Origin of the sequence: Coprococcus sp. AF21-14LB (assembly GCF_003458885.1) — a bacterium.
Lineage (GTDB): Bacteria > Bacillota > Clostridia > Lachnospirales > Lachnospiraceae > UBA9414.
In genome coordinates this window covers 1-18905 of the sequence record NZ_QRVX01000045.1, presented here as the reverse complement: position 1 = coordinate 18905, position 18905 = coordinate 1, and the positions used below count along the sequence as shown (strand labels likewise).

Below are 18905 nucleotides of genomic sequence, written 5' to 3'. Positions count from 1 at the left end.
GGATTGTATTATTTAATTGAAAAAACCTGTACAAAAATTGGATTCAAAACAGTAAAATTTTAGGAAATATAGGAAAGGAATAGTATTATGAAAAAACTAAATATAACAATTAAAAAAGAAGATAATTTTAGTAACAGGAGCAGCAGGATTTATTGGCTCTAATTTGGTGCTTGAGTTATTTCATACGCAAGAATCGATCCATATTATTGGAATCGATAACATGAATAATTATTATGATACATCTTTAAAAGAATATCGTTTGGAGCAGATTAAGTCCATGGCAGATTCACATCCCGAATCTACATGGACTTTTATTAAAGGTTCTATAGCAGACAAGGAATTAATTGAATCCATTTTTCAACAGTATCATCCAGATATTGTTGTAAATCTTGCAGCGCAGGCAGGTGTAAGATATTCTATCACGAATCCAGATGCATACATAGAATCTAATTTAATAGGGTTCTATAACATATTGGAAGCTTGTCGTCATTCTTATGATGAAGGGGCAAAAGGTGTGGAACATCTTGTCTATGCATCGTCCTCCTCTGTTTATGGTAGTAACAAAAAAGTACCATATTCTACAGAGGATAAAGTAGATAATCCGGTTTCTTTATATGCGGCAACAAAGAAGTCCAATGAATTGATGGCACATGCATATTCAAAGTTGTATGACATCCCTTCTACAGGACTTCGTTTTTTTACAGTTTATGGACCAGCAGGCCGTCCGGATATGGCATATTTTGGGTTTACAAATAAGCTGAGAAATAATGAAACAATCGAGATTTTTAATTATGGGAACTGTAAAAGAGACTTTACTTATGTAGATGACATTGTAGAAGGTGTTAAGCGGGTTATGCAGTCTCCGCCGGAAAAAAAGAAAGGCGAAGATGGACTTCCGATTCCGCCGTATGCGGTGTATAACATCGGAAATAATCATCCGGAAAATTTATTGGAATTTGTGGACATTTTGCAGCAGGAACTAATCCGTGCCGGTGTGCTTCCGAAAGACTATGATTTTGAAGCGCATAAAAAATTAGTACCAATGCAGCCGGGAGACGTACCGATAACTTATGCAGATACTTCTGCATTAGAGAAGGATTTTGGATTTAAGCCAAGTACAAGTTTGAGAGATGGACTCCGCAAATTTGCAGAATGGTATAAAGAATTTTATATGAATGTGTAAAAAGGAAAGAGGTAGAACGTTATGAAAATCGCAGTTGCAGGAACAGGATATGTGGGATTATCAATTGCTACGTTATTATCACAGCATCATGAAGTAATTGCAGTAGATATTGTGAAAGAAAAGGTGAATCTGATCAATCATAGAAAATCTCCAATCCAGGATGATTATATAGAAAAATATCTGGCAGAGAAAGAATTAAATCTGTTGGCTACATTAGATGCTGAAGCAGCATATTCAAATGCAGATTTTGTTATCATTGCTGCTCCGACCAATTATGACAGCAAGAAAAATTTCTTTGATACGTCGGCAGTAGAGTCTGTGATTAAACTTGTAATTCAGTATAATCCGGATGCGATTATGGTAATCAAATCAACCATTCCGGTTGGATTTACAGCAATGGTGAGAGAAAAATATCATTGTGATAACATTATTTTTAGTCCGGAGTTTTTAAGAGAATCAAAAGCATTATATGACAATTTATATCCAAGCAGGATTATTGTTGGAATAGATACGGAAAATGCGCGTCTCGTAAAAGCGGCTAATACATTTGCAGAATTGCTAAAAGAGGGGGCGATTAAAGAAAATATTGATACATTGATTATGGGATTTACAGAGGCCGAAGCAGTGAAGTTATTTGCAAACACATATCTTGCTCTTCGTGTCTCTTATTTTAATGAGTTAGATACTTATGCGGAAATGAAAGGACTAAATACACAGCAGATCATCAATGGTGTTTGTCTCGATCCGCGTATTGGAACGCATTACAATAATCCATCCTTTGGCTATGGTGGTTATTGTCTTCCGAAAGATACGAAACAGCTGTTGGCAAATTATGCAGATGTACCACAGAATATGATGTCTGCGATTGTAGAATCAAATCGTACAAGAAAAGATTTTATTGCAGACAGAGTTTTGGAAATTGCGGGAGGATATGAGAATAGTGAGAGCTATTCGGCAGAAAGAGAACATGAAGTTGTTGTAGGTGTTTATCGCCTTACAATGAAATCTAACTCCGATAACTTCCGTCAATCTTCTATCCAGGGAGTGATGAAGCGAATCAAGGCGAAAGGGGCAACAGTAATTGTGTATGAACCAACGCTAGAAGACGGAAGTACATTTTTCGGAAGCAAGGTTGTAAATGATCTGGATGAATTTAAGAAGAGAAGTCAGGCGATTATTGCCAATCGCTATGATAGCTGTCTGGATGATGTTCAGGAAAAAGTTTATACGAGAGATATTTTTAGAAGAGATTAGTGAAGAGAAAATAGTAAGGAAGCAGTCCCCATCTGGTTTTATAACTGGATGGGGATTTGTTATTTTAGGCATTTTCCACAAAGTGCATTTTTAGTATTTTCGCCAATAGCATTTCCTACCCACCCATGCTAAACTAAACCCATATAAAATTCCTCTGCAAAACGGAGGAAGCAATATGAAGAAATTAAATGAACTGACTTTAAAAGACAACTGGATGTTTGGAGCAGTCATGCTTCAAGATGATAACTGTAAGCAATTTTTGGAACGGCTGCTTGGTTTTCAGATTGAATCCCTCACGATTGATTTGGAGAAAAATATCATTTACCACCCGGAATACAAAGAAATCCTATGTGATCTTTATCTGTGATTTTGATCCATTTGGACAGAAAAAGTATTGCTATCGTTTCTAGATGCGTACAAAAGAAGGATTAGAAATGCAAGATGGAAGTCATGCAATCTTTCTTAGTACAATGGGGCAGGATGCAGAGAATGTTCCGGAAGTGCTTGTGAAGTTCTTAAAGTTTGTGAAAGCGAATCTGGAAGAGAGCCAGAAGGACTTTGGAGATCCTTATGTGGAGAAACTGCAGCGAGACATTCAGAAGATAAAAGTCAGCAGAGAAATGGGGCGGTGCTATATGATGTTTGATGAATTAATAGCAGAAGAAAGAAAAGAAGGCATACTTCTTGGAAAAGAGGAACAGATGAGGATGCTAATTGAGAAAAAGCTTGCAAAAGGTTTGAGTATCGCTCAGATTGCAGAACATCTTGAGGAAGAGGAAGAAACAATCCGTAAATATGTGGAGAAGCTGAAAGAAGTATCATCCAAGTAGGAGCATTTCAAAATAGCGACAGAGTCAAATTAAAAAATCAAAGCCAACATATCAATTGCGGCAGCTGATCAGCTGCCGCGCCAATCAAATCATAAGACAGAGAAAAAATACATTTCTTTGTCTCTGAAATGTGGAGACATTCTACATTCAATCCGATTCAGGATGAAATATAATTCATAACTATAATTTTAGTGAAAAGTAATTTAGACAGAGGAATTTTATATACATGTACTATGCATTCTTTATGTTTGGTACGATCTAAATGGCGGTTCGTCACATCAGCCTACGCTGTTCTCCATAAAACAAGTTGTTCTTCGCTGTTTCAACGCTCGGTAATGGGATTTTGTCTGCCGTATTTCGTGCTTTTTGGATATTTCGATATCTGCTCATAGCCTTTGCCAATGACCTTATTGGAGAAAAATTTTTTAGAAGAAAACTGGACGGAGATTGATTCCCAGGAAAAGAAATAGTATAATCGATAATATAAATTTGAGTTATTCCAGTTACAATATAAATTAGAAGGGGTTGCATATGAAACACCTTTTGAACGCACTAGCTTTAACTGGGTGCGATACAGCGAATATGAATGGAGGGCGGCAGAGGACGGAACTCTGTATCTCACGCCCATCAAGACAGATAAGCTGACCATTGTTTGGGACTTTCATTCTCTTCTGCCAGGTATTCAGATGATGTTCCGCTTTAAGCTAACCGACAGCGAAAACCGATTAAGCTTTGCAGACACTGTGCCAAAGCCTTTGTTGCAAGCAGACCAAGCACTGTATTTTGTAGCCATCGCTACAAGAATAAGCATAATGTTTACAAGAACAGAGCAAGAAAAAACGTGAAGAATAGGAAGGGAATGGATATGAACGAAGAATATGGGCTAACCCCTTATGAAACAAAGGAAATCCTGTTTTATAAAACTGATAATGGTGAAGTTCGAGTTGAAATCCTTTTATATCAGGAAAACTTGTGGCTGACGCAGGCAAAGATGGCAGAATTATTTGAAGTGCAAAAGGCGGCTATTTCAAAACATTTAAAAAATATTTTTGAATCCGGCGAATTGCAGGAAGAAGCAGTTGTTTCCAAAATGGAAACAACTGCGGCAGACGGCAAGCGATACAATACAAACTATTACAATCTGGATGCCATTATTGCTGTCGGATACCGTGTTAATTCTAAAAAGGCTACGATGTTCCGCATTTGGGCAAATCGGGTATTGAAAGAATTTATTATTAAAGGTTATGTGATGGATGATGCACGACTGCGAGAACCGGAAAACTTCTTTGGTAAGGACTATTTTGAGGAACAGTTGGAGCGTATTCGTGATATTCGATCCAGCGAACGTCGTTTTTATCAAAAAATCACAGACATTTACTCCCAGTGCAGTGCTGACTATGATGTGAACAGTCCTGTTACAAAAGAGTTTTTTGCCACAGTACAGAATAAGCTTCATTACGCTGTCACTCATCATACGGCGGCTGAGATTGTTTATGGACGAGCCGATAGCACAAAACCAAACATGGGCTTGACAACTTGGAAAAATGCTCCGCAGGGGCGTATTCGCAAGTCGGATGTTTCAATCGCCAAAAACTACTTAAATGAAGAAGAAATGATAAATCTGAATGAGATCGTGACAATGTATCTGGACTATGCCGAAAGACAGGCACGACGGGGAAATATCATGTATATGCAGGATTGGGTTAATCGTTTGGATGCGTTCCTCCAGTTCAACGAAGAAGATATTTTACATGACAAAGGCAAAGTGACCGCTGCCATCGCAAAGGCGTTTGCAGAAAGTGAATTTGAAAAATTCCGTGTTTTGCAGGATAGAACATATCAGAGTGATTTCGACCGTCTTGTGGCAAATATCGAAGAAAACAGCAAACAAACAAAGTAAATCAGGAAACCCCACGCTTCCGATTTTATTGTCAGAAGTGTGGGGCTTTTGTATCAGGTTTACAGATCATATACCAATTCGTGCAGAACGATTTCCTCCGCACGGTTACGGATACTGTTCATACGGCGCAAAATCCAAACTTTTAGCGGAAACAACGCACAGATTAAGGCTTTCCTGTTAAAAAAGTTTGGATTTCTTTTTTGCACTAACGGTTTAGGCCGCAGAAATCTTTTAAGGTTCCATCACTGTTTTTCCATTTCTTGGGAGTGGATTTTTGCAATTCACTTTCCAGTGTAGCCAGTGCTTTTGCTTTTTCCTCTGTAGTGATGTCCAGATAACGCATGGTTGTTTCCAGCTGTTCATGCCCAAGTAAGAAGCTTACCTGGACGACATTGATGCCATCCTCAATCCAGTGGGAAGCTTTCGCATGACGAAATTGATGGGCATGTGCATCCAACGGCACATCAGGGCATTTTTCATGGGCGGCTGCCGCGCAGAGCTTTATTCTTTTTGCCAGGGCTGGTTCTGAAAGCCTTCCATGCATCCCGCTAACGCGGGAATAAAAAAGATAGGCATCAGGATCCGGCGGATCATTATGGAAAGATTTTAAGTAAATCTGGATATAGGAAACAACTTTCGGCAGCAGGTATGCTGTCCGCATTTTCCCCCTTTTCCCAACCAGAGTCACATACGGCTTTTCTGCATCAAGATGGAGATGACAGATTTTGATGGACCGGATCTCATCCAGCCGCCCGGCAGTTGCATACAGGAGGGTAAGAAACACCAGATCCCGCTTTCCTGTCACCGTAGATGGATCAGGAACGGCAAGCATGGCTTCTACCGCTTCACGGGTAAATCCGTTTACTTTTTTCTTTATGCATTTCTGCCTCCTGACCTCCCGTGCCTCCTGGTAGAGATACTGGAATTCTATATCCCGGCTTCCCAGGAACTGAAGGAACATCCGAAAGGAGCCGAGCCGTACATTGCAGGTATCCGGGCTGCATCTGCGGGTTTCCTTCATCCATACGATCCATTTTTCGATCCATTCCCTTTCAAAGTGTTTCCTGGAGAGGATTTTCGGCATCACCCCGGAGTTTTCCAGAAAACCGATATATAATCCAATCGCATCTCTGTAGGATTTTAATGTATGTTCACTGGTTGTAAGAAAGCTGGGCGCATAGGAGTCTAGGAATTCAGATATATACCGGGCTATTTTTATGGGGTCATCATTCTTCTTCATATAACACCTCCGGCAGGATCGCATTCATCCCTTTTTCTGTTTTCTCACGCAGTATGTCCGCCAGCCGTGGGACCATGGAATAATAATGCAGCGTAGACTCAATACTGCTGTGCCCCATGGATTTTGAAAGATACTGGAGTTTTGCATTAAATCCAAAGGGTTCCTCCGGCCAGCTGTTGATGTTCGTGACTGCATAATTATGGCGGAGGGCATAGGCAACCGCATTGCTGCCCGTGCCGTTTGCTTTCTCCCACAGTGACTGGAACATCCCTGTAACCCATTGGCGGGAATAGTGTCCCCCATTGGGGGTTTCAAAGAAATATTCCCGGCCAGGCCGAAGCTTTTCAGCTGCACGGTCATACTTTATAAGCAGTTGGGCCATGCTTTCATGGAGCGCCACATAATGCTGACTGTTTCCCTTCGATTTCCTGATGTTTAAAACACCATGCACAAGGTCGGCATCCTCTCTTTTTAGATACCGTGCTTCTGTTGTCCGGATGCCGCTGCTGTAAAGGAGCCTGAAAAATACAGGGCAGACGAGTTCTTTCATCCGGTATTTCGCTTCAGGGCGCCGGGATACGACAGCATCACATTCGATGAAAAACCTTGCCAGTTCATCCTTGTTAAAAGCATGCGGGATATATGTATTCCCACAGTTTTTCAGCGATGGCGGCGGTTCCACTTCGGTAAGGCCCCTTTCTCTCAGGTAACGGATAAACGAACGGATCCCACCCGTCCTGGTGTTGCAGGAAGTGTTGGTTTCCGTCTCCCTTTTCCGGCACCAGGAATCCACCATTTCCTGGGACAGCGGCTGCCCGGGTAGTTCTCACTGCAATAGCGGTCAAAATACTCAATGTTCAGGCGGCGCCCAGTCCGTTCCGTCCCCCACCCGCCGGATGCCTTCTGATAGTCTGCATATTGTACGATAAGATCTGAAAAACCGGAAATGTAACGGCTCATTCCTCAAACACCCCCTTCCTGACGGGAAAATCCTCAATACTAAGGCTGTATTCCCGCAGATGCCTGATATCAGCAAAAAGGTAGTGGTCAAGGGAATCCGGATCGGCATGGCCCAGCGTTGCGCTGATTACTGGATGAGGGATCCCGTTCCCGGCAAAAGAAGCGGCAAGGTTATGGCGGAAGATGTGGGAGCCTCGGCGGTCATGGGGCTTCTGGCGGATGGATGCCGCATCGTAGATCCTGCCGGCAGCGTTCCCTACTGTTCCCGGGCTGATCGGCCTGTATGGAGCCTGCTCACATAAAAACACCTGGCAATGCCTGCTTTCTGGCCTCTCCATGCTTATGTAATCATAAATGGCATTCCCCACAGGGGCTGTAAGCGGCAGTAAAAGTCCGTTTCCCGTTTTCTTCTGCGTCATCCGGATCTCATCGTTTTCCCAGTCGATATCAGAGAAACAAAGGGACGAGACATCGCTGGATCTCATCCCGGTAAAATACAGGAGCATCCCGATTGCCCTGTCACGCAGGGAAATCGGGGAATCCTCACAGAAAAGCGCATCCCTGACAGAACAGATTTCTTCCTCTGTCAGGTACTGTATTGTTTTCCGGTTCCTGCGCAGTGCTGGGAGATATGAAAGGATACGCCTGGCATCCTCCGTATAAATGCCAATGTCTGCCCTGAACACGGATGCAATGTTAACCCTGGTGCTGCTGCTGAGGGGTTCCCTGCCATTATTGGCCATAAAATAAGCCAGGACATCTTTTTCAGAAACTTTCCTCAGAGTTTCATGCCCGTTCTCCTGGAAAAACAGCAGAAGTCCGCTGCATGCAGATATGGCAGAACGGTAGGTCCCGCTTTTCAGGCCGCGTTTTTTGCTTGATTCTTCATAGGCATCAAGCAGGGTTTTAAAATAAGGATTTAACTGGGTATAAGTGTCCCGCCGGAATAACGGTTCCCGTGTCTGTACGGCCATGTCCCCATAGGCGCAATACCTTTTAAACAGGCTGTAGACAGCACGGTACTGTTCCATCATGGGTTCGGATTCCGTCAGACCGGACCGGATACGGTACGCCTCTTCATAGGATGTAATACCATAGTCATCCTGATTTACGGCAAGCCAGTTGATCTCCCGTTTTACCCGTTTGATATGCAAGGCACTGTAACCACAGGCTTCCATAAGGGTAAGTAGTTCATCATAAGTTTTTGTTGATTGTAAAAGATTCATTTCATCACCTCCTGCCGTTATCATAAACGACAGAACAGTTAAAACAAAAAAGAAATCCAAACTTTTTAGCTTGCAAACCTTGATTTCAGTACTGTTTCCGCTAAAAGTTTGGATTTCTTAGAAGTTTGGATTTACGCCAAATCCAAACTTTGGGATTTGGCGTACCCATTCTATTTGATCAGCCGCTTTGAGCGCTTCAGTTACGCCTTCCTGCTTTGCCATAGCGGAAACGATGTTTTCAATGCGCTCGTTGCAGGCTTGATCGATTTCAGCTAAATGCTTGAACAGCGTTCCCTCCAGCACATAGTTGTTGTAGAGGATTTTACGGTACTCTTTCAGATAGTTGCGGCGCATACGCCCGTATTTGCCTATCTTATATTCGCCGTCATCCGGCAAAGTAATGTTGGGAATGAAATAATCTCCCACTTGACGGTATGTACCGCCCATTTCTTTAAAAATAGTTTTCATAAAATTCAGCTCCTTTTGTGTTGATTTCCGGCGGTTATAAAGCTTTTTGACTCCTTTCTTACAACTGCTTTTCAATTCACCACAAATGAGCCGCAGTCATATGTATTAGGTGGCAGAAACCACCCTTTACATATTAACTCTTGATTATGGATGGTCTTTAGATAGACCTGTGAATAGCCTTCTCCTTGTTTATTTCGATAGTTCATCATGGTGTTCTGCCACTGTCGAATATCGGAAGGTTTTATTTCCTGCAACTTCTTTTTCGAAAAATATGGGAGAATCTTTTTTTCTACAATATGCTTTTTCGTCAGCCAGGTATTATATTTGATTCTGGATTTGATATCATTCAGATAAAGATCTACAAAATCTTCAAAATACATATCCAGACTCAAATTCTCCTTTAATTTAAACGCTCTTTCCCATTCCTGGGCATCACATTTACGTTTAAATCCCCTTTTCGTCTTCTGCTTTCTTACGCCGGTCCAGTCCTTATAATAGGTTCTTACCTCGTAAGTATTTGATTTTTGGTTTTTGATTACTGTCAAAACATCACCTCCTGCTATTTCATTTCGTTCATACCGTAAACTCGTTCTTCAAAATATTTACGGCTGATTTTTCCTTTGACAACAACAAAACCTTTTTGCTCCAATTCCGCATTTAACTGACGGATCAAACGATACGCATAGGAAGCAGATACTTCTAATTCTTTCGCTACTTCTTTTGCTGATATAAATAATTTACTAGCCATCTATATCCCTCCTTTCTTTTTTCAGTTCATTATCGAACGGTGCATATGCATCATAACATTTCATTTCCGTACTGTCAATAGAATAGTTTCAAAAATGAACGGTTTATTTTTATATTTCATTTTTGAACTGTTTATGCTATACTTTTAAGTAACAATCAGCAAAGGAGTGTTTTCTTATGACAGTAGGTGAGAAAATAAGAAAATTCCGGATCGATCAAGGATATACACAGAAAGAATTGGCAATCATGTCCGGATTGAGCGAATCGGCAATTAGAAATTATGAACTTGGGAATCGTTTTCCATCATCAGAACAATTGGAAAAAATAGCAAACTCATTAAAGATCAGTCCATACGCCATGTCTGATCCAAACTTTGATACTTATGTTAGTGTCATGCACGCATTATTTGCTTTAGAGGATCAATATGGTCTGCACGCCTACCGGGATGAATCCGGTGTACCGCAGCTTATGTTTAAAGACAAAGGACACGATTCTTTAAATATGCTGGATCATATTGGAGCATGGGCTGATATGTACCAGAAATTCAGAAATGAAGAGATTACAGAAAAAGAATATTTAGACTGGAAGAGTCAATTCCCAGCTAAATAAGAAGAAATTATTTACAATAATATTAAAAAAGTATTGTCATTTGATTGTCAACGGACATAGAAAGAGCCAAGAAAGCCCGTAAAATAGGCATTTCTTGGCTCTAATATATTATTCAAACTCGTCTTTTACATTCGTACAAATGCTTATAAAGTGTATTATCAATTCGTTTTATGTGTGTTTTATGATTGATTATCCGCATAATCCACTTCGTCCGTAATGTTTTTGTAGCCAAAATGTAGCCACTAATTTTATTCACCTCACAGGAACTTATTTACCCCGTCAGATTTTCATGCCTCATAGTGAGTTCTTTCTAACGGCTTACAAGTAGACTATGGAAGTACTCTATAGCAAGGGCAGTCCAGCAGAAGGCAGATTTTATCCGTGCTGTCATAGTTGGCACATTTGTTTACCAGCCGCCGGATCGCTGCCCGTTCAGATCGTGTCAGTTCCCGTGATGCCGGGCCGCTCATTTCCGCCTGCCTTTTGCTGCTGGAAATTCCAGCTTGAAATTCACATACTTGTCACCCGTGTCATCCAGCACCACTACCGCGTCATAGGTTTTGCCAGTCTTTTCGCTGTAAAGCCCGGATATGGAAATGCAGCCCTATTTCAATAGAGCAACCGCAACGGATTTGGTTATGGTTTTCTTCTTGGAAGTGAAGAACTTATTGTCTTTCCAGAGAGCAAAGGCACAATCCCTGTTATCACAGAAAAAGCCCTTTTTGCCCTCATACACAGGTGCACCACAGCGGGGACAGGTGCCGACAGCATCCTGCTTTCCTTTAGCGTCCGGGAACAGTTTGGCAAATCGTTCCTCCGGTGCAGTATGTTCTTTTACCAGTTCCCGGCACATTTCCGTGATCCCTTCCATAAAGGTATCTGCGGATAGTTCGCTCCGTTCCACCTGTTTCAGCATAATCCATAAAAGTGGAAATGTTCACCGGTACATGTGCATGGTGAACGGTCTGGATCTTTGTAATCTCGCGCAGGGTATCTTCCAAGGAGCGCCCCTGTGCCACCTGCTCCGCAAAAGGTTCCAGATAGACCGTAGGTGAAAAGTTCTCGCCCTCTCGAAGAATGGTAAGCCCGTTCAACATACGGTCATTGCTTTTTGTAACTTCCTGGGTAGAAACCTTTGCAGTCTCATATTCCGGGGGAAGGTATTCTTTGATGTGGTCTTTCACATATTGGTTAAATTCCTCTATCTGCATATAGCCTCCTTCATTTTTTTAGATTTTGGGTAAGAAAAACGCACACTTAAACTGTGCGCGCATATCAAACGGTATTCTTATTGCCCTGTGCTGCCGAATCCTCCTGTACCACGTTCCGCACCCAGATCCGTCACAAAATCTGCAATAACAACCGGGGCAATTACGAGCTGCCCTACACGGGAGCCTTTGGTGAGTTCCTGAATTTGGTTGCTGACATTGCTGATAATGGCATGGCTCTCTCCACGATAGCCAGAATCCACGGGCGGCAGCTCGCACACCAGGCCCTTAACTGCCATGCTGGTTCGGGGAAAGATATAGCCGGCATGGGATACTTATTCTCACTTGTATCCGGATTCCGATAAGGCTCTTGCCGATAAAACAGAAGTGATGATTAGGCAGGAAGAATACGAAAAAGAGAGAAAAACAAATTCTATTATTCCTAACGATATCTTTGTTGATATGGTTCCTGGCTCTCCACTATCAAAAGCAAGCCAGTATCTTCTCAAAAAATCAATAGATGATGGAAACGAACATATAAAAAAGAACAACCAAAATATTTTCTCCAAATATGGAATTAATATAGATAGTGAAGAGTTGTACGGATATCCTATATCAGCATATCTTGATTTGATAGCTTTTGGCGATTCAATCATTCATATTATTTCTACCTTCAGGCCGGATCCGGATATGAAGGATTTTGTTCTAGCTGTTTTTTCGGATGCGATCAGTACGTGCGAGATGGTTAATGGCAGCATAGAAAAATTGGATGATTTTATGGCCAATACAACCATACCGAAATATAAGAAATTATGCGGAAAAGCGGAAATTTCTGAGTTTTAACATCACGGAATAAAAAAATAGGGCACTCTGGGGTTTGGTTTATTATTCAAATTCGACAATTACTAATCAATTTTGTTTAGAGATTATTCTCTGTCGTGTTTACAGTTCTTTTGATTATTTGATTTATCCATATTATCCTGCCTATACAGGCTAATGTTATCATTTTGTTATCGGTGTTGATAACACTTGCTCTGTAACTGTGGATAATAGCACTATATTCTATTTCAGATCATAAGCGATTTTGCTTAAAAAATCAATCCCTATTCAAATTCATACCATTCCTTAAATCTCAGTCTTTGAGCAAAATACGATTTTTTTTATATTCAATCATGCCATCTTTCTGCATTTTAGAAAGCTCGTTGCACATAGTACTGCGGTCAACATTCAAGTAATCTGCTAATTGCTGGCGGTTATATGGAATCAGAAAAGAATTGCTTCCGGCATGTTTTGCGCATTCTGAAAAATAAGACATCAATCGGCCTCGTATGGATTTGGAACTGGTGTGCAAAATCCTTTGTGAAAGTTGCAGACTTTTATGAGCACAGACAGTCAGTAGATTTCGTGCAAGGTTTGTATGAAAAGGGCAGGCGTTTGTGCAGGTAGTCAGAACACGTCCCACATTCATAAACAACACAGAGGTATCTTCCACGGCAGACACTGTAACCAGCATCGGCTGTCCCGGAATACAGGCATATACCTCAGCAAATACAGAACCAGGTGCAACACTTCCTAAAATGCTGGTATTCCCCCAAATATCGTTACAAGATATCATTGCCATGCCTGACAGTACAATGCCGATATTCTCTATAATACTCCCTTCTGAAAGAATTACTTCTCCTTTTTTATAATTGCGTTTTACACTATTCAAACAGCTTAAAAGCGAGGAGATGTCATCTTCTTCTAACCCACGGAATAGCTGCATATCGGATAATTTCATATTTTTTACCCTTTCGTTGTTATAACAACAGATTTTTATTTTTAATTGTAATATACTATGCCTAGAAAGACAAGAGAAAGGATGGTATAAAATGATTCGAAGAATTATCCAAATAGATGAAGAAAAATGTAACGGATGTGGTGCGTGTGCCGAAGCTTGTCACGAGGGTGCAATCGGCATGGTAAACGGCAAAGCAACACTTCTGCGAGATGATTATTGTGATGGTTTGGGAGATTGTCTGCCAACCTGCCCGACAGGTGCAATTTCCTTTGTGGAGAGAGAAGCTGCCGCCTATGATGAAAAAGCTGTGCAGGAAAATATGAGGAAAAAAGCGAAAAGCAATCATGCCGCTGTTCCCCATACAGGCTGCCCCGGCAGTCGAATGCAGCGTATTCAACATTCACAAGAAACAACTCCTTCTGCCCGGGTACAGACAGAATCACAGTTGGGACAATGGCCATGCCAAATCAAACTGGTACCGACTAATGCACCATATTTTGACGGCGCAAAATTGTTAATTGCAGCGGATTGCAGTGCATACGCCTATGCCAGAATGCACGAGGATTTCATGCGTGGGAAAATTACGATTATCGGCTGCCCAAAGCTTGACAGCATAGATTACAGCGAAAAGCTGACGCAGATCATTCAAAACAACAATATTCAAAGTGTAACGGTTGTACGCATGGAGGTTCCCTGCTGCGGCGGACTAGAATTAGCTGCCAAAAAAGCGTTGCAGGCAAGCGGAAAATTCATTCCTTGGCAGATTGTTACAATTTCGTTGGATGGTAAAATTTTGGAATAAAAGGAGAGATACTATGAGTAAAAAAATGAAAAACATCGCTCAATCAGAAGTACTGACGCTGAGAGAACAAATTTCCTATCAGGAGGGTCAGATTGTCAGCAAAACTTTGACACAAAACCAGGCATTAAGTATTACCCTGTTCTCATTCGCAAAAGGTGAAGAGATCAGCACCCATGAATCGGGTGGGGACGCCTTCGTCACCTGCTTGGATGGTATCGGAAAAATCACGATTGATGGCGTTGAATATCTGCTGCACGAAGGAGAATCTATTGTCATGCCAGCAGGCCATCCCCATGCGGTATATGGGAAGGAAGCGTTCAAAATGCTTTTAGTAGTTGTATTTTAATCAAACGCAAAATTGACAAAAGAAGGTGATTTTATGAAAGCAACAAAAGTAGATAAGGATCTCTGCATTGGCTGTGGGCTTTGCTGTGGGATCTGCGGCGAAGTTTTCCGTATGAACGAGCAGGGAAAGGCGGAAGCGTATCAACGAGCAAACGCTGAAAATCAAGATGCTGTACAGGAGGCCGCCGACTCGTGTCCTGTGTCTGCAATCGCCTAGGAAGATTAATTCAAACGTGTCTATATGCTTTTTTGATCAAAAAGAAACCACATTATTCCAAATTTTAATAGTTTTTAGGAGGTATATTATGGAACAAAAAATGTTTTGCTATCAGTGTCAGGAAACCGCCGGGTGCAAGGGCTGCACCATGTCCGGCATATGCGGAAAGAAACCTGATGTAGCGGCCATGCAGGATCTGTTGGTCTATGTTACAAAAGGAATTTCGGCTATTACGACTGCATTGCGTCAGGAAGGTAAACAGGTCTCTGCAAAAATCAATCACTTGATTACTCTGAATCTGTTCACTACCATTACCAACGCAAATTTTGATAAAGAGAGCATTGAATCAAGAATCCGTGCTACACTGACCGAAAAGGAAGTTCTGCTAAAGCAAGTTACCAATCTGACTGTTCTGCCTGAAGCCGCAAAATGGAACGGATCTGAAAACTGGGAAGAAAAAGCCAGAACTGTCGGTGTTCTTTCTACCGAAAACGAGGATATTCGCTCTCTGCGCGAGTTAATCACCTACGGTTTGAAGGGACTTTCCGCTTACTCGAAGCACGCAAATGTGCTGTTGAAGGACAACGATGAAGTTGACACATTTCTTCAGAAAGCACTGGCTGCCACGCTGAATGACAACCTTAGTGTAGAAGATCTGATTGCTCTAACAATGGAAACAGGAAAATACGGAGTATCCGGTATGGCAATGCTGGATAAGGCTAACACAGACAGCTATGGAAACCCCGAAATTACAAAGGTAAATATCGGTGTCAGAAAGAACCCCGGCATTCTGGTATCCGGCCACGACCTGCGCGATTTGGAAATGCTGTTAGAACAGACACAGGGAACTGGAGTGGATGTGTATACGCATTCCGAGATGTTGCCAGCTCATTATTATCCCGCTTTCAAAAAATATCCTAACTTTGTTGGTAATTATGGGAATGCTTGGTGGAAACAAAAAGAAGAATTTGAATCCTTTAACGGTCCTATTCTAATGACAACCAACTGCATTGTTCCTCCTAAGGATAGTTACAAAAACAGGCTTTACACTACCGGCGCTGCGGGATATCCGGGATGTACACATATTCCGGGAGAAATTGGCGAACAAAAAAATTTTTCTGCGATTATTGAGCATGCAAAAAAATGTGTCGCTCCGAGTGAAATCGAAACCGGTGAAATCATCGGCGGATTTGCCCATGCACAGGTTCTGGCTTTGGCAGATAAAGTTGTAGAAGCTGTAAAAAGCGGTGCTATCAAAAAGTTTGTGGTTATGGCGGGCTGTGATGGTCGAGCAAAGAGCCGCGACTACTATACAGAATTTGCTAAGGCTCTGCCGAAGGACACTGTCATCCTTACTGCCGGTTGTGCAAAATATAAATATAACAAGTTGCCTTTAGGCGATATCAATGGCATCCCACGTGTTCTGGATGCAGGTCAATGCAATGATTCCTATTCCCTTGCTGTAATCGCCTTGAAACTCAAAGAGGTCTTTGGGCTTGACGATATTAACGATCTGCCAATTATCTATAATATCGCATGGTACGAGCAAAAAGCAGTTATCGTTCTTCTGGCTCTTTTATATCTTGGTGTGAAGAATATCCACCTTGGCCCTACACTTCCGGCATTTCTCAGCCCGAATGTTGCAAAGGTCTTGATCGAGAACTTCGGCATTGCAGGAATTGGCACTGTGGAAGAGGATATGGAGAAATTTTTCGGTATTAACGCATAAAAAATACTCCGTCAAAAGAAATAGATCCAACAGGCATAAAGAAACCTCGGAAACCCTTATAAAATGGGCATCCGAGGTTTTCTGTCTGTTATTTGAATCTGACAACGCCTAATCATTTTGTTTTCAGACTTGCTTTCCACCATACACCTTTTCTTATTAATAAATCATCCCTTTATCCACAATCTCCCTCGCACACGCTTGTATATTATTCATTCTCGGCAAGTTCATAATTATTCTTAAATATTTTTGTTTAAGTTTTATATCTTTTCTGCCGATATTTTATCTCAATTACATATATTATTTTGGCTTGCTGATTTTCTGTTGCCAAATTGTTGCCATTAAATTGATTATAACCATGTTTCTCTTTAAAAGCAACTACTATGTAAATTTTTCCACGCCTCTTGTAATTCTTCTTTATTTGTTTCATACCAATCTTTTATTTCAGTGACCATTTGGTATGTCCATTTCTTCTTACCATCTTTATATAAGTTCCCATCACTCATTTTAAATACTGCTGAAAACTCATTACAACTTACATGAAAATGTGGTGGGTGATATTCAAATTCATTGGCACGTACCTCAACAAGGTACTTTCTTCCAATTCTCCATGTCTTTATTTCTGGCTCACGCTTCCACCACTCTAAAGAATATATATTATCAATATTATACGTACTCTCTGTATCGTTATATTCAACACAAAGAGGAAGTTCATACAAGAATATGCTGGATGAATAAACGATATTATAATTCCCTCGTTTTCTATTGCATTTGTAAAACAATTTCTCTCTTCAAAATATTCTCTATACTCTTCATCAAATTGATACTCTTTTACCTTTAAATCAGAAGCAGAATCGGCACCATAAAAAGGTTCTTCGTAAGCAATCTTCATTAACTGCATTTGTAACTGTGCAATTTCTGATGAACGTTCATTCCTCTTTTTAGGTATATTCGTCAGGCATACCCCTTTACAGATTTCTGATTGCCAAAATGTATCCTTCTTCCATATGATATTTTCATTTTTGTCTTTTATTTTATTTAAAATAGGAAAAGTATAATTTCTAAGAGATTCAAAAAAATCTTCTACACTCGCAAATTGTCCTCTCAATGAATATTCATTCAAATAATAATCCATTTTCTTTCGTAGACTCCTTTTCCTACAATCCAAACATTCTATTCAAGTCAATTTCAAACTGATCAAACAAATCATCTATATCCATGTCTTCATTGGTTCCTACTATTTTTCCATATTCTTTAAATATAATTGGATTGCACTGTGTCTCATATTGTTCATTCATTGCAAAAAAATTAACAGAAATATCTTCTTGGTTCATACTTCCATTGGCAACGCCTACTCTTAATCCATTAAAGATATGATCACTATGTGTTTCAATGAATAATTGACGACCTGATTGACTAACAAAATACAAAAATTCACATAATTTTGACTGAGCTTTTGGATGCAAATGAATTTCTGGATTTTCTATAATTATAACAGAATCACTTTCCGCACCCAGACACAAAATTATAATACTTATTAAATAACTAATTCCAGACCCAACATTTACCGGTCTGCAATACAACGCTTCGGAGACTGCATTAGCGGGATTATTGTTATATTTTACCTGTAGATAATTTGTTTTTTTTAAATCACTTATATACAATGTAGTACCTATAATATCATTCAACCAATAATTTACTTGATCCAATAAAGTATTAGTAAAATCTGTATCCTTTACAACAAGATTATCATCAACTATCATACCCTCGTTTTGTAATAAATAGGCTAATGCGTACTCTCCATCTATTCCAAAGTCACTATCATTTAACATATTTTTAGCATATATGTCATTGACACCCATTCGATGACAAGACAAATAATGAAATCCAAAATCCTCCAATAACAAATCTGATTGTTCTGGATCATCACATTCTCCATCCAATAAAAGTTCTGTCACAGATATATCGTCCGAAGATGTACATACTTTATATGCCTCATTTTCCTTGTCCTCAACAAATTCTACCCAAGCTGGCTTCGTTTTGCCCTTTTCTAATATTTCAATCTTTATTGAGGAATTTGACATATAATAATTTCTTACTTCTCTAAAATCTCCTATGGAAATATATTTCCCATTAAGACTCCTTTGAGTCAATGCTAATAATGCATGTAAAAATGTGGATTTTCCAGATGAATTTGTTCCCACAAACAAATTTAATTTTGAACATTCAACACTCAAATCTTTGATAGATTTTAAGGCCAGAATATGAACTTTATCAATCATCGCTTATCTCCTTACATAATTTTTCCATCAATTGAAATCTTCCATATACTTTCATAGTATTATCCCTACTATTTCCGATATAATACAAAAACTCTTCACTACTTATTACAGTTTTTATTTTCTCTAAC

24 protein-coding genes and 1 pseudogene are annotated in these 18905 nt (G+C 40.3%); 11 read left to right on the top strand and 14 right to left on the bottom strand.

Translation table 11 applies throughout. The features are described 5' to 3' along the window. The first annotated feature begins 121 nt into the window (after positions 1–121). The 5 genes from DWX73_RS10560 to DWX73_RS10535 all read left to right on the top strand — a co-directional run bounded on the left by DWX73_RS10560 (position 122) and on the right by DWX73_RS10535 (position 5167). Positions 122–1183 (top strand): NAD-dependent epimerase/dehydratase family protein, encoded by a 1062-nt coding sequence (locus DWX73_RS10560; protein ID WP_118348738.1) that lies wholly within the window; start codon positions 122–124, stop codon positions 1181–1183. A 21-nt stretch (positions 1184–1204) separates the two neighbouring features. After that, a complete protein-coding gene (locus DWX73_RS10555; protein ID WP_118348737.1) occupies positions 1205–2437 on the top strand; it encodes a nucleotide sugar dehydrogenase in 1233 nt (410 codons plus the stop codon). A 175-nt stretch (positions 2438–2612) separates the two neighbouring features. Beyond that, a complete protein-coding gene (locus DWX73_RS10550; protein ID WP_118348736.1) occupies positions 2613–2804 on the top strand; it encodes a hypothetical protein in 192 nt (63 codons plus the stop codon). A gap of 67 nt (positions 2805–2871) precedes the next feature. Then, positions 2872–3267, top strand: a complete 396-nt coding sequence (locus DWX73_RS10545) for a hypothetical protein (protein WP_118348735.1) — start codon at positions 2872–2874, stop codon at positions 3265–3267. Positions 3268–4126: 859 nt separating this feature from the next. Continuing rightward, a complete protein-coding gene (locus DWX73_RS10535; protein WP_442871994.1) occupies positions 4127–5167 on the top strand; it encodes a virulence RhuM family protein in 1041 nt (346 codons plus the stop codon). Between the two features lie 205 nt (positions 5168–5372). Here the strand turns inward: DWX73_RS10535 and DWX73_RS10525 are convergent, their stop codons facing one another. The 7 genes from DWX73_RS10525 to DWX73_RS10500 form a co-directional block, all read right to left on the bottom strand. Further along, positions 5373–6251 (bottom strand): tyrosine-type recombinase/integrase, encoded by an 879-nt coding sequence (locus tag DWX73_RS10525; protein WP_242996836.1) that lies wholly within the window; start codon positions 6249–6251, stop codon positions 5373–5375. Between the two features lie 142 nt (positions 6252–6393). Beyond that, positions 6394–7089, bottom strand: a complete 696-nt coding sequence (locus DWX73_RS10520) for a tyrosine-type recombinase/integrase (RefSeq protein WP_158556857.1) — start codon at positions 7087–7089, stop codon at positions 6394–6396. A 20-nt stretch (positions 7090–7109) separates the two neighbouring features. Beyond that, positions 7110–7367 (bottom strand): hypothetical protein, encoded by a 258-nt coding sequence (locus DWX73_RS13570; RefSeq protein ID WP_158556856.1) that lies wholly within the window; start codon positions 7365–7367, stop codon positions 7110–7112. After that, complete coding sequence (locus DWX73_RS10515; RefSeq protein WP_158556855.1) at positions 7364–8593, bottom strand: tyrosine-type recombinase/integrase; 1230 nt, start codon at positions 8591–8593, stop codon at positions 7364–7366. Before DWX73_RS10515 ends, DWX73_RS13570 begins: the two co-directional genes overlap by 4 nt. Positions 8594–8710: 117 nt before the next feature. Next, positions 8711–9061: a TnpV protein gene (locus DWX73_RS10510; RefSeq protein WP_118348731.1), complete on the bottom strand. Its 351-nt coding sequence runs from the start codon at positions 9059–9061 to the stop codon at positions 8711–8713. A gap of 71 nt (positions 9062–9132) precedes the next feature. Next, positions 9133–9606: an Arm DNA-binding domain-containing protein gene (locus DWX73_RS10505; protein ID WP_242996835.1), complete on the bottom strand. Its 474-nt coding sequence runs from the start codon at positions 9604–9606 to the stop codon at positions 9133–9135. Between the two features lie 14 nt (positions 9607–9620). Next, positions 9621–9809, bottom strand: coding sequence for a DNA-binding protein (locus tag DWX73_RS10500; protein ID WP_118348730.1), 189 nt, complete (start codon positions 9807–9809; stop codon positions 9621–9623). A gap of 176 nt (positions 9810–9985) precedes the next feature. Between DWX73_RS10500 and DWX73_RS10495 the strand changes: the two genes are divergently transcribed. Further along, the gene (locus tag DWX73_RS10495; protein ID WP_003019367.1) at positions 9986–10417 is read left to right on the top strand and encodes a helix-turn-helix domain-containing protein; all 432 of its coding nucleotides are present in this window, start codon (positions 9986–9988) and stop codon (positions 10415–10417) included. Positions 10418–10746: 329 nt separating this feature from the next. On the opposite strand, the gene DWX73_RS10490 is transcribed toward DWX73_RS10495, so the two are convergent. The 3 genes and pseudogenes from DWX73_RS10490 to DWX73_RS10475 form a co-directional block, all read right to left on the bottom strand. Further along, complete coding sequence (locus tag DWX73_RS10490) at positions 10747–10887, bottom strand: cysteine-rich VLP protein (protein ID WP_081636858.1); 141 nt, start codon at positions 10885–10887, stop codon at positions 10747–10749. Between the two features lie 312 nt (positions 10888–11199). Then, positions 11200–11628 (bottom strand): DUF5688 family protein, encoded by a 429-nt coding sequence (locus DWX73_RS15790; RefSeq protein WP_118348729.1) that lies wholly within the window; start codon positions 11626–11628, stop codon positions 11200–11202. Between the two features lie 77 nt (positions 11629–11705). After that, positions 11706–11954, bottom strand: a pseudogene (locus DWX73_RS10475) (dUTP diphosphatase); the annotation flags it as partial. A gap of 61 nt (positions 11955–12015) precedes the next feature. On the opposite strand from DWX73_RS10475, the gene DWX73_RS10470 reads away from it, so the two are divergent. After that, the gene (locus tag DWX73_RS10470) at positions 12016–12468 is read left to right on the top strand and encodes a hypothetical protein (RefSeq protein ID WP_118348739.1); all 453 of its coding nucleotides are present in this window, start codon (positions 12016–12018) and stop codon (positions 12466–12468) included. Positions 12469–12757: 289 nt separating this feature from the next. On the opposite strand, the gene DWX73_RS10465 is transcribed toward DWX73_RS10470, so the two are convergent. After that, the gene (locus DWX73_RS10465) at positions 12758–13405 is read right to left on the bottom strand and encodes a Crp/Fnr family transcriptional regulator (RefSeq protein WP_016439651.1); all 648 of its coding nucleotides are present in this window, start codon (positions 13403–13405) and stop codon (positions 12758–12760) included. Positions 13406–13496: 91 nt separating this feature from the next. Between DWX73_RS10465 and DWX73_RS10460 the strand changes: the two genes are divergently transcribed. The 4 genes from DWX73_RS10460 to hcp all read left to right on the top strand — a co-directional run bounded on the left by DWX73_RS10460 (position 13497) and on the right by hcp (position 16498). Beyond that, complete coding sequence (locus tag DWX73_RS10460; RefSeq protein WP_117530930.1) at positions 13497–14207, top strand: ATP-binding protein; 711 nt, start codon at positions 13497–13499, stop codon at positions 14205–14207. Between the two features lie 13 nt (positions 14208–14220). Continuing rightward, positions 14221–14553, top strand: a complete 333-nt coding sequence (locus DWX73_RS10455; protein WP_118348728.1) for a cupin domain-containing protein — start codon at positions 14221–14223, stop codon at positions 14551–14553. 33 nt (positions 14554–14586) lie between these two features. Continuing rightward, positions 14587–14769 carry a ferredoxin gene (locus tag DWX73_RS10450; RefSeq protein WP_118348727.1) on the top strand — a complete coding sequence of 61 codons (183 nt, stop codon included), beginning with the start codon at positions 14587–14589 and terminating at the stop codon, positions 14767–14769. Positions 14770–14857: 88 nt separating this feature from the next. Then, positions 14858–16498, top strand: a complete 1641-nt coding sequence (hcp, locus tag DWX73_RS10445) for a hydroxylamine reductase (protein ID WP_118348726.1) — start codon at positions 14858–14860, stop codon at positions 16496–16498. Positions 16499–16863: 365 nt separating this feature from the next. Here the strand turns inward: hcp and DWX73_RS15785 are convergent, their stop codons facing one another. From DWX73_RS15785 to DWX73_RS10435, 3 genes are read right to left on the bottom strand one after another with little or no spacing between them, the layout of a single operon-like run. Then, positions 16864–17214, bottom strand: coding sequence for a DUF4160 domain-containing protein (locus DWX73_RS15785; RefSeq protein ID WP_158556854.1), 351 nt, complete (start codon positions 17212–17214; stop codon positions 16864–16866). Further along, positions 17139–17630, bottom strand: a complete 492-nt coding sequence (locus tag DWX73_RS13565; protein ID WP_158556853.1) for a hypothetical protein — start codon at positions 17628–17630, stop codon at positions 17139–17141. The genes DWX73_RS15785 and DWX73_RS13565 overlap by 76 nt, the downstream gene beginning before the upstream one ends. Before the next feature lie 22 nt (positions 17631–17652). After that, positions 17653–18777 (bottom strand): AAA family ATPase, encoded by a 1125-nt coding sequence (locus DWX73_RS10435; RefSeq protein WP_118348724.1) that lies wholly within the window; start codon positions 18775–18777, stop codon positions 17653–17655. Positions 18778–18905: the final 128 nt, after the last annotated feature.

Bases quoted from the DNA above. Each gene is read 5' to 3' on its own strand.
- DWX73_RS10555 (WP_118348737.1), top strand. From the start codon at position 1,205: ATGAAAATCGCAGTTGCAGGAACAGGATATGTGGGATTATCAATTGCT.
- DWX73_RS10550 (WP_118348736.1), top strand. From the start codon at position 2,613: ATGAAGAAATTAAATGAACTGACTTTAAAAGACAACTGGATGTTTGGA.
- DWX73_RS10545 (WP_118348735.1), top strand. From the start codon at position 2,872: ATGCAAGATGGAAGTCATGCAATCTTTCTTAGTACAATGGGGCAGGAT.
- DWX73_RS10535 (WP_442871994.1), top strand. From the start codon at position 4,127: ATGGATATGAACGAAGAATATGGGCTAACCCCTTATGAAACAAAGGAA.
- DWX73_RS10525 (WP_242996836.1), bottom strand. From the start codon at position 6,251: ATGCCGAAAATCCTCTCCAGGAAACACTTTGAAAGGGAATGGATCGAA.
- DWX73_RS13570 (WP_158556856.1), bottom strand. From the start codon at position 7,367: ATGAGCCGTTACATTTCCGGTTTTTCAGATCTTATCGTACAATATGCA.
- DWX73_RS10515 (WP_158556855.1), bottom strand. From the start codon at position 8,593: ATGAATCTTTTACAATCAACAAAAACTTATGATGAACTACTTACCCTT.
- DWX73_RS10510 (WP_118348731.1), bottom strand. From the start codon at position 9,061: ATGAAAACTATTTTTAAAGAAATGGGCGGTACATACCGTCAAGTGGGA.
- DWX73_RS10500 (WP_118348730.1), bottom strand. From the start codon at position 9,809: ATGGCTAGTAAATTATTTATATCAGCAAAAGAAGTAGCGAAAGAATTA.
- DWX73_RS10495 (WP_003019367.1), top strand. From the start codon at position 9,986: ATGACAGTAGGTGAGAAAATAAGAAAATTCCGGATCGATCAAGGATAT.
- DWX73_RS10490 (WP_081636858.1), bottom strand. From the start codon at position 10,887: ATGAGCGGCCCGGCATCACGGGAACTGACACGATCTGAACGGGCAGCG.
- DWX73_RS15790 (WP_118348729.1), bottom strand. From the start codon at position 11,628: ATGCAGATAGAGGAATTTAACCAATATGTGAAAGACCACATCAAAGAA.
- DWX73_RS10470 (WP_118348739.1), top strand. From the start codon at position 12,016: ATGATTAGGCAGGAAGAATACGAAAAAGAGAGAAAAACAAATTCTATT.
- DWX73_RS10465 (WP_016439651.1), bottom strand. From the start codon at position 13,405: ATGAAATTATCCGATATGCAGCTATTCCGTGGGTTAGAAGAAGATGAC.
- DWX73_RS10460 (WP_117530930.1), top strand. From the start codon at position 13,497: ATGATTCGAAGAATTATCCAAATAGATGAAGAAAAATGTAACGGATGT.
- DWX73_RS10455 (WP_118348728.1), top strand. From the start codon at position 14,221: ATGAGTAAAAAAATGAAAAACATCGCTCAATCAGAAGTACTGACGCTG.
- DWX73_RS10450 (WP_118348727.1), top strand. From the start codon at position 14,587: ATGAAAGCAACAAAAGTAGATAAGGATCTCTGCATTGGCTGTGGGCTT.
- hcp (WP_118348726.1), top strand. From the start codon at position 14,858: ATGGAACAAAAAATGTTTTGCTATCAGTGTCAGGAAACCGCCGGGTGC.
- DWX73_RS13565 (WP_158556853.1), bottom strand. From the start codon at position 17,630: ATGGATTATTATTTGAATGAATATTCATTGAGAGGACAATTTGCGAGT.
- DWX73_RS10435 (WP_118348724.1), bottom strand. From the start codon at position 18,777: ATGATTGATAAAGTTCATATTCTGGCCTTAAAATCTATCAAAGATTTG.